The organism is Streptomyces sp. NPDC048415 (assembly GCF_040651675.1).
Lineage (GTDB): Bacteria > Actinomycetota > Actinomycetes > Streptomycetales > Streptomycetaceae > Streptomyces.
Window position 1 is genome coordinate 1 of record NZ_JBEZKJ010000172.1, and the last position, 8940, is coordinate 8940.

Below are 8940 nucleotides of genomic sequence, written 5' to 3' on the forward strand. Positions count from 1 at the left end.
GGTCCAGCGCTCGGACCGCTGAGGAACTGGTATAGGGCCCGTCTCACTTGACGTTGTCCCTGATGCGCAGATCCGAGAACGTCTCATGAGACACCAACAAGATCTCATGCGACGGGACCCCTCGGAAGGCCAGGTCGGAGGGGGTGCGTGAAGTGGGGCGGGAGTTGCCGTTCCGAGAACGTGTCACGGTGACGGAAGTTCTTTCGGAGTTCGGCGGTCTGCGGATGTCGAGAACGTGCCACCGGCTCCGTCCCAGGGACATCAGCGGCCACCACCGGCCGCACGAGGAGGAAGGAGAGACCGGCATGGCGATTCAGCGGATGGACAACGTCGGCATCGTCGTCGAGGACATGGATGCCGCCGTCGCGTTCTTCGTGGAACTCGGTATGGAGCTGGAGGGCAGGGCGGAGGTCGAGGGTCTCTTCGCCGACCAGTGCACCGGGCTCGAGGGCGTCCGCTGTGACATCGCGATGGTCCGGACCCCGGACGGTCACAGCCGGCTCGAGCTGGCGAAGTACCGAAGCCCCGCGGTGATCAGCGCCGGGCCGCGCAACCGGCCGCACAACATTCTGGGCACGCACCGCGTCATGTTCGCCGTCGACGACCTCGAGGACACCGTTGCCCGCCTGCGCCCTCACGGCGCCGAACTCGTCGGCGGGATCGCCCGGTTCGAGGACAGCTATCTGCTCTGCTACCTCCGCGGCCCGGAGGGCATCATCGTCGGTCTGGCCGAGCAACTGCGCTGAGGGTTCGGGTTGGCTGCGGATCCAGGAGCTGCTCGGGACGGCACCGTTGAGGCTCGCCGGCGGGCTGAGGTCACGGGTGGCGGAAGCCGCGGTCGGGGTCGCGGGCCTGATCGGGGTCGAAGGCTGCGAACCAGTCGTGCGGGGCGAGGTTGATCATGCCCAGTGACTGATGGATCTCGTTGTCGGGCTGCTCGATGCCGTCGAGGGAGTGGTCGAACAGCATGAGCACGTCGTGGTCCTGGAACAGGAGTCAGAGCAGGCGTCCCAGCCGAAGTCCGCTCGGTCTTCGGGCAGGCCGCCACGGTGTCGCGCACGAGCCGCGGCCGGTTGCGGGTCAGGTCCTGGGCGCGGGCGATGCCGAGGTGCAGGGCCATCTCCTCGCCGGTGCTGCGCGGTCGACCTCGGCGTTGGACGAGCAGTCGGCGGCGAGATCGTCGAAGGGCTGGGCCATCTGCCGCCGCCACAGGCCGCCTTGGTGCCAGGTCACCCGCGGCAGTGAGCCGAAGAGTCCGCCGGCGCTTCGCTGGGCTGGTTGATCACCCAGCGTGGACGCCTCCTGCCACGCCTGGTCCGACAGTTCCTGAAGGGCCAGGCGCAGCACCGCTCGCGTGCGCGGGGTGAGGACCTCCTCCCCTTCGTCGTCTTCTTCGTCCCAGTCCTCGCTCAAGGGGTCGGCTCCGCCGTAGCGGGCGCTGGAGCGCAGGTGCTCGCGGACACGGTGCGCGGCCTGTTCGCGGGCGGCGAGCGACGTGTCGATGATCAGCAGTTCATCGGAGAACGGTTCGGCGCTCAGCGATCAGCGCGGGCGGCTGGGATGGTGGGTTGGGGTAGTACACGATCTGCGGGTCTCCTGCCGCCCAGGGGCTGGGGCGGGTGGCTGCCAGGGGCCTTCGCCGGCCCCCGGGCCCCCGCTTCCCCGGCGCCGCCCGGCGCGGGCAGCGCTCCCGTGGTGCAGGTGCGTGCGCGCCGGACGGCACCGGGGCCGTGGTCCTCTGGCGCGGGCTCGTTGGCAGATGCGGGACTGGCGGGGAGGTCGGCTCAGTCCGTGTCGGGATCGGGGTCGGTGCAGCCGGTGTCCAGCTGGAGATAGGCGCGCTGCCCGTCGTCGGCGACGTGGACCAGGAGCCGATCCCCGAGCGCTACATCGCGCACGCCAAGGCGCTGGACGGCCACGAGGTCGGCCAGGGCGAGGGCGACAGCGTGGCGGAGGCCCTGCTGCGCCTGTGGCGGCCGCCCGCGCACCTGTACTCGACCGAGCCGCCGTTCGACGGCTGGGGCAATCGGACCGACACCGACCCGTGGACGCCCCACCCCTGCGTCAGGTCAACGTGCGCCGACCTCAGGCGTCGGGGTTCCTACCCGTGGCCGCCGTCTTGATCCGGTCGATCTGGACCTTGGCCACCGCCTGATAGTCGGGCTGCTTGTTGCCACTCGGGCCCCGCAGGCTGACGACGACGCTACCGACACGCATGATCACATCGGTGTGGTCCGAGAGGGTGACCGCCTCTGTCTCGTCTGCGCCGACTGAGACCTGAGGGGGCTTCACCCCCTTCACCGCGTACTTGCGGTCATGGGCGACGAAAGCCTTCATGGTCACCTTGGCATCATCCGGGAACTGGAAGGCATAGACACGGATCCCTACCGAGTCCATGATCTCGTCCTCTGGACTGATGGTCGATCTGCCGACGGTCGACAGTCCGACACAGTCCGAGCTGGTGTTTTCCCGGCACACCTCCTCGACCTTGTCGCTGTCGAAGAGGGAGCCCCCTTCGCTACGCCATCCCTTCGGAGCTGCGGCCTTACTGATCAGCGCCCTGAGCACCATGTCAGGTTCCAGTACGACCGGGGAGCTCTTCTTTTGTTCGCTGCCGCCGCCCTGGCTGCCATCACTGCTTCCACACGCCGCCAATGCCGCCATCAGCGCCACACCGGCCGCGATCCCCTGTACCGCTTTGAACACCTTCAACCCCGATCACTTCTTGATCAACTTGATGTGCAGTCAACCGCACTGACGTGCGCCTGCCAAAACCGCGTCGTGAGGTCCGGGGGGTCAGGTCCCCGAAACGACCCGGCTGGCGAGAAGCCCGATGGCGCAGCCCAGCGGGATGATTGCCACGTAACGACCCCCGTGGCATTGCGCTCCTGGCCATGGCCAGGAGCGCAATGCCTGGTTCTGAGGGCCCACAGATCACGCAGGTCGGTTCTCCGCCTGGCAAGTTCGCGACGACCAAGGCCCGAGCGGTCCTGCGTCCGTTACCGGTAGGCCTAGGAGGTGATTGCCGCGAGGCTCTTCGACAGCGTCGAGCGCAGGGCGTCGTGTGCGGGGCCCAACCGATGTTCCTCGGCAAGACGTTCCTCGGCGTAGAGCCAGACAGGCGTCTGCCGCCGCTCTTGCGGCTCCCAGTGGTAGCGGGCGTGCACATGAGCGTGCAGGTGATTCCAGAAGTTGCCCAGGACTTCGTAGTTGACCCGGTAGAAAGCGGGGTCGGCCTTCGCGCACACCTCTTGGACGGCCTCTCCCAGCAGAGACAGATCCAGAAGGAATTCAACCCGTTCCGACCGGGATAGGTCGGTCAGATGGTCAGCGCTGTCGTGGACGAGAAGGCAGTAGCCGGGCAGGTGCTGGGTACTGCCCAGCACGGCCCACCCGGTACGCATCCGGTGCAGAACATTTGGGTCCTCGCCCCGTTCGAGGGCACTGATCCAGTCAGCGTCGGACATGTCGATCGCCTTGCCTTCGCGAACGCAGGGGCGAAATTTCTAGCACTCCTGAGATCAACACGGCTACTTTTGAGGCATGTTGGAGATCATTTGGCGCCTCGCCAACCTCGCCGGGCAGTACGGACACGTCACGGAAGCACAGGCTGCTGCCGTGGGAGCTTCCCCCGATGACGTCGCCCGTCTGCTCCAGGCGCGAGTCCCGCGACAGCCGGGAGACCAGCAGTCGCGGCCCGGCACTGAAAACGCACAGCTCCGGCTGATGGCGGTCCTGTACGTCCAAGGACAGGCCCACCCACGTGCCGTCGTCCCGCGTGACATCGCTGCGCTGCATGCCAAGAGCGTAGACGGCGGCTGCGGGGCGCCCCCTTGGTCGGTCGGTGGCCACGGCCGGAAACGACGCGCGGTGATCGTTGAAGTTCCCCCACTCACTTGAACGCCGGACCGAGTGAGGCGACGAGCGGCCCTGGCCGATTTCAGGGCTCTGTCCGCAGTTCCGTGAACAGACGCACTGGCGAGGGGGTGCTGTCCCTCTTCCTGTCGGTAGGCTCGCGACGTGACGGATCACGGCATTGAGTTCCCGGTCTTCCGACTTCATGTTGTGCCAGCGGTTCTCGCTCTTGCGAGTCCCTCGTGGCAGCGCGATATCTGGCTGCGGCCGGAGGAGTTCCAGGACCTGGACTACGTGGTCAACGTTCTGTTCGACGACTTCTGCAACGCAGACGATCCCGCGCCGTGGCTGGGCAAGAGCCTGCGGACCGAGGAGGAAGTCGCGCTTATGAAGGAGCTGGGCGAGGTCTACTCGACCGTACAGGAAGAGGTAGGTCGCGCTGCCTCGGACGAGGTCTATCTAGATGCTCCAGCCTGGAGCAACGTGATCGCAGTCGCGTGCAGGTTGGCTCAGGTGATGGTCACCAATGACCTCCAGGCTGCGGCTCTCCTGCATGAACAGCTCAACCTTCCTCACCACCAGAGGCCCATTGGAGGTGCGTCGATGGCTGAGTGAGGATGCGAGTGCGGAGGATCTCGAACGAGGCCCGGCGATACATGGCTCGCTTGAGTGTTTTCACCCGGTTCACGTGTCCTTCGACGACGCCGGAACTCCATTCGAGGGTGAGGCCGGCGGTGACGGCGTCGAGGTCCTGGCGGAGGGAGCCAGCGAAGCCCTGCATCGGCTTCGGGGCGTCCTGCTCGGGTGCCGCTCATCTGGCCCTGGGTCTCGGTGAAGCGGGCGTTGAGGTATGCCTTGAACGGTTCCAAGACGCCGTTGGGGCGGCGGTCGCGAGCGCAGGCCAGGAGTTGGTCGAGGTCGGTGTCGCGGAAGCGGCGTACGGTCTTGCGGTCGAGGTTCAGACGGCTGCCGATGGCGCTGATCGTCCAGCCCTTCTCCGCCAGGCGGTGGACGGCCTCGAATCGGTGACGGGTCCGCTCGATGATCTGGGTGCGGGGCAGTTCCGGCACCGGCAGTTCCATCGGAACCGGCTCTGGCACGGTGGGCTCCGTCTCCTGCTCGGCGTATTCGCGCAGGCAGTTGTGGTGCTGGTGGCAGGTCTTCTCCACCGCGGCGGACAGGTTCTGCAGCAGATGCCAGCGATCGGCGACTTTGAGGGCGTTGGGGGCGGCTTCCTTGACCGCCTTCGTGTATGCGGTGGCCCGGTCACGGCAGACGATCTCCGCACCGGGATGGTCCCTGAGCCAGGCCGCGAACGTCTCCGAGGTGCGGTCGGGCAGCACGTCCACGACCCGGCCGGCCTCGACGTCGACCAGGACTGTGCCGTAGGTGCAGCCTTTGCGGAAGGCGAACTCGTCCACCCCCAGCACCCGCGGGGCGCGGCTTTGAACTGGCGGCGCCGTCAGCAGACTTGGCAGCCGGGTCCGGCCTGCGGGCAAACGTAGGCGCCGGCACAGGCGTGCCGCCGGACGGCCGCCCAGCTCCACCGCGATCGACCGCAGCCACCTCGTCAGCCCGACACTTGACCTGTGGTGCCGCTCCGTCAGGCCCGGCACCTGCTCGACGAACGTCTTCCGGACACACCTCCTCCCGTCGCAGAAGTACCGGCGCACCCGCAGCCGAACCACGACCCGTCGTGAGCCCAACCGCCTTTCGTCCAGCCTGCGTTGGTACGAGCTGTGGACGCGTCTCGCCTGCTTCCGGCAGTCCGGGCACCGGCCCGGCCGACCGCTGGACACCGGAGGAGTCGCTGACACGCTCCACTCGCACACCGATCCCGGGAAACAACACATCCTCAACTGCCTTGCTCGCCACGGCAAGAAACACACTGCCGAAACGATCCCCCGGTCCCGCTCCTGACCTGGCGGTTCACGGAACTGCGGACAGAGCCAATTTCAAGAATCCTCATCACCGCAGGGTGTACTCGCACATGTGCTTGCCGTCGGCGCCACCCGGGTCCTCGGCGACCTTCTTCCCATCGACGGTGATGGAGCAAGGAGCAGCGGCGAACTGGCCGTTGGACAGCATCACCGGCCCCGGCACGACGGACACGGTGGTTCCGACCTTGCGTTCGGTGCTGTTCAAAGTGAGTTTGTCCGACTTCTTCCACGGCAGCGTGACTTGCTCGGAGCGGTTCGTGTCGAGGTTGTAGTAGACGCTGGACTTGCCCTTGCCGCTGACTTCGAAGGAGATCTCGTAGGTCCTGTCCTGGCCATCGGGGGCTGGCTTCGGCGACGACGTGGGCATGCCCTTGTCGGCACGCTCCGTCTTGTCGTCGTCGCCGCTGCTGCCGCACGCGGCCATCAGCCCGGCTGCCGCGATGAGCGCTGCTATGGTCTTTGCCCTGCGCATGCGTGTACTCCCCGTCGTACGGATGTGACCTGCTGTGTTGAATGATCTCACCCTGACTGGGATTTCGGTCGGCGGGCTCCCTGGCTAACAACGGCGCTCACAGTGGCCAACCGAAGATTCAACGGGAAGCTCCACACCTCCACGCGGGACCTTCACCCATCCGCGGCTGCATTTCAGCAGGCCAGCGAATTGCGTCGCTTGGCCCCTGGGGGACAACCCCGGTAGCCCAACCCGTAGGCGTCCGTTGGCGCCATAGGTGGCTGCGAACAATCCACCGTCCGACGAGGTCCATGTCGGCTCCGGTGACTCTTGTGGCACCGCGCCTGTCAGGCCATCGAGGTGCTCAACGGCCTCGCGGATGACGTAGCGGTCGAGGTCGGGCGACTGCAGACAATGCCGCGTACACGGCGCTCCGCCAGCCACCTCCTGCGGCCCCAGCCTCCCACTACGCGAGGGCACGTTAGCCGTGGACGACGTGTGTTGAGCCACGCCGTCCTTCTTCGGCCTCTTCTGCCCAAATGATCTCTACTATGCGGCCCACGGATAGAGAGCTTGGCCTACGGGCGTAGTGGTCACACCAGTTCGGGCGAGGTGGAAGGCCTGCATGGAACGGATGGATGATGCCGCCGGCCGGTTGATCGCCGGACGCTATCGCCTGCTGCACAGGCTCGGAGCCGGCGGCATGGGGCAGGTCTGGCTCGCCCATGACCAGGAACTCGCATGCGATGTCGCGCTCAAGGAGATCGCTGTCCCGGCCGAGACGCCGCAACAGGAGCTGAATGCCCGTATCGCCAGAGCCAAAGGCGAAGCACGGCATGCGGCTCGGCTGCGCGGGAACTCCCATGTCGTGACCGTGTACGACATCGTCGAGGAGAACAGCCTTCCCTGGATCGTCATGGAGTACGTGCCCGGCGCGAAAGACCTAGCCGCATTGCTGCGCGAGAGCGGGCCCCTACCATCTGCCGAGGTTGCCCAGATCGGCCTAGCCGTGCTCGATGCGCTGAGCGAGGGCCATCGGCTCGGCATTCTGCACCGGGACGTCAAACCCTCCAACGTGCTGCTGACCGGCCTCGCCGCCCAAGGATCGATCCGCAAAGGGATTGGACGGGTGATGCTGACCGACTACGGCATCTCGCTCCACCAGGACTCCGGCGAACCGCGTCTCACCTCGCCTTCCGGGATTATCGGAACGCCGCACTACCTCGCCCCGGAACGCGCACGGGGATCAGCACCAACAGCGGCATCGGACCTGTTCTCCCTCGGTGCCACGCTGTACTTCGCGGTCGAAGGCCACGGCCCATTCGACCGCGACTCAGAAGTGGCCACCCTCACCGCACTCCTCTTCGAGGCTCCCGCACCGCCGCGCCGAGCCGGGAACCTAGCCGCCGTCCTGCTGGAACTGCTGACCAAGGACCCCAAGGGGCGGCTACGCGGCGACGCCGCAGCCCACCGGCTCGCCCACTTCGCCGCCACACCACGATCCGAACGCGCATCACGAACCCCCAAGCCGACCGCCAGGATCTCACCGCCTGTTCAGCCTCCGACCCGTACCGCCTCCCACCCACTTGCCCCACAACAGCGGCCTGTCACCGCGCCGGACAAGTCCCGGACACACCGCCCCTGGCAACCACCCAAGGAAAGTCAGGGCCGCCGTAGCCGCTCCCGGAAACCCCAGGGCCCCTGGCCGCGCAGGACATCCAAGCCACCCAGGAGCAGACCGAGCGGAGAGGATGCCGAAGACCAGGTAAAGTTCTGGGGCAAACGGGAGTAGATCCGCCTGACCATCATTCTCGTCCTCGTAGTCGGTGTGTGGCTGTGGGCCGTGTTGGGGGTGCGCTGAGCTCGCACACGCATGCAGAGAATCCGGCCGGAGTGGGACAGGCATTTGAGCGAGGCCGACGTCGCCCGTGCAGTCCCACCGGCGAGGAGCGAAAGGCACGTTAGGCCCGCTGCGGACGCTTCCTGGGTGGAGGCGGACGGCGCTTCTGGTGCGCGCGTAGGCTCACGAATGGTCAGTACATGATGTAGGGGTTGAAGCCGCGTGTCCATGGCGTGTCCCAGTCGGAGACTAGAGGAAGGGCGCGACGATGTCCGCTTCGACGCCAGGGGTGGTATTGAGGGCACCTGCAGCGGCGGCTTCGGTCCGGTCGACGGGCGGCGCCTGCTGCGGCATCTGGAGTGCAGCGGTCGGCCAGCACCTTGCCTCGTCACGGCCAGTCTGCTGAATCATGATCATGCTCCTTTCGTTTTGCCGTCGCGCCCGATGATTCACACGGGCACGTGTGGTCTCTTGTGGGGCTCAGCCCGGCGGTCGCGCCGCGGGCTGTGCAGGCCCGGGGCATGAGGCCCGGATGGCATGAATGTCACGCTGATGCCGGTGGGGCCGATTTGCAGTGAGAAGGTCCACCAGTCCGTCGAGCACTGCAATACCTCGGGGTCGCCGAGGATCTCATCCCTTGGGGTAATGCCTGGCAGAACCGACCTGACGTCCATCCGATGCGGCCAGACACGGTCGCCGGATCAGATCAACACGAGACTCCCCCACCAGCGTCGGACCGGTGTTCCCCGAACTGTTCTAAGACGTCATCCGCTTTCCGAACGTGATCGTTTAGTTCGGGTGGGTGGGCATGAACTCCCGTTTGTGGCGGGAGAGATGGGCGTGGTTCGTCCGTT

At 66.5% G+C, this 8940-nt stretch carries 10 protein-coding genes and 1 pseudogene; 3 read left to right on the forward strand and 8 right to left on the reverse strand.

The window, feature by feature from the left end; translation table 11 throughout:
* The first annotated feature begins 305 nt into the window (after positions 1 to 305).
* Positions 306 to 746 (forward strand): VOC family protein, encoded by a 441-nt coding sequence (locus AB0D27_RS44255; RefSeq protein WP_362521022.1) that lies wholly within the window; start codon positions 306 to 308, stop codon positions 744 to 746.
* Positions 747 to 816: 70 nt separating this feature from the next.
* Here AB0D27_RS44255 and AB0D27_RS44260 read toward each other — a convergent pair whose 3' ends face one another.
* The 5 genes from AB0D27_RS44260 to AB0D27_RS44280 form a co-directional block, all read right to left on the reverse strand.
* Positions 817 to 975 carry a hypothetical protein gene (locus tag AB0D27_RS44260; protein ID WP_362521026.1) on the reverse strand — a complete coding sequence of 53 codons (159 nt, stop codon included), beginning with the start codon at positions 973 to 975 and terminating at the stop codon, positions 817 to 819.
* Positions 976 to 1080: 105 nt separating this feature from the next.
* Positions 1081 to 1413 carry a hypothetical protein gene (locus AB0D27_RS44265; RefSeq protein WP_362521029.1) on the reverse strand — a complete coding sequence of 111 codons (333 nt, stop codon included), beginning with the start codon at positions 1411 to 1413 and terminating at the stop codon, positions 1081 to 1083.
* Positions 1414 to 1784: 371 nt separating this feature from the next.
* Positions 1785 to 1988, reverse strand: coding sequence for a hypothetical protein (locus tag AB0D27_RS44270; RefSeq protein ID WP_362521032.1), 204 nt, complete (start codon positions 1986 to 1988; stop codon positions 1785 to 1787).
* Positions 1989 to 2085: 97 nt separating this feature from the next.
* The gene (locus tag AB0D27_RS44275) at positions 2086 to 2712 is read right to left on the reverse strand and encodes a hypothetical protein (RefSeq protein ID WP_362521035.1); all 627 of its coding nucleotides are present in this window, start codon (positions 2710 to 2712) and stop codon (positions 2086 to 2088) included.
* A 299-nt stretch (positions 2713 to 3011) separates the two neighbouring features.
* On the reverse strand, positions 3012 to 3467 hold the full coding sequence (locus AB0D27_RS44280) for an HIT domain-containing protein (protein ID WP_362521038.1): 456 nt from the start codon (positions 3465 to 3467) through the stop codon (positions 3012 to 3014).
* 553 nt (positions 3468 to 4020) lie between these two features.
* Between AB0D27_RS44280 and AB0D27_RS44285 the strand changes: the two genes are divergently transcribed.
* Positions 4021 to 4470, forward strand: coding sequence for a hypothetical protein (locus AB0D27_RS44285; protein WP_362521041.1), 450 nt, complete (start codon positions 4021 to 4023; stop codon positions 4468 to 4470).
* Here AB0D27_RS44285 and AB0D27_RS44290 read toward each other — a convergent pair.
* The gene (locus AB0D27_RS44290; RefSeq protein ID WP_362521043.1) at positions 4428 to 5708 is read right to left on the reverse strand and encodes an ISL3 family transposase; all 1281 of its coding nucleotides are present in this window, start codon (positions 5706 to 5708) and stop codon (positions 4428 to 4430) included. The genes AB0D27_RS44285 and AB0D27_RS44290 overlap by 43 nt on opposite strands.
* Before the next feature lie 115 nt (positions 5709 to 5823).
* Positions 5824 to 6267: a hypothetical protein gene (locus AB0D27_RS44295; protein WP_362521046.1), complete on the reverse strand. Its 444-nt coding sequence runs from the start codon at positions 6265 to 6267 to the stop codon at positions 5824 to 5826.
* 604 nt (positions 6268 to 6871) lie between these two features.
* Between AB0D27_RS44295 and AB0D27_RS44300 the strand changes: the two are divergent.
* Positions 6872 to 7696 (forward strand): annotated as a pseudogene (locus AB0D27_RS44300) (serine/threonine-protein kinase); the annotation flags it as partial.
* A 639-nt stretch (positions 7697 to 8335) separates the two neighbouring features.
* Here AB0D27_RS44300 and AB0D27_RS44305 read toward each other — a convergent pair.
* A complete protein-coding gene (locus AB0D27_RS44305) occupies positions 8336 to 8497 on the reverse strand; it encodes a hypothetical protein (RefSeq protein WP_362521049.1) in 162 nt (53 codons plus the stop codon).
* Positions 8498 to 8940: the final 443 nt, after the last annotated feature.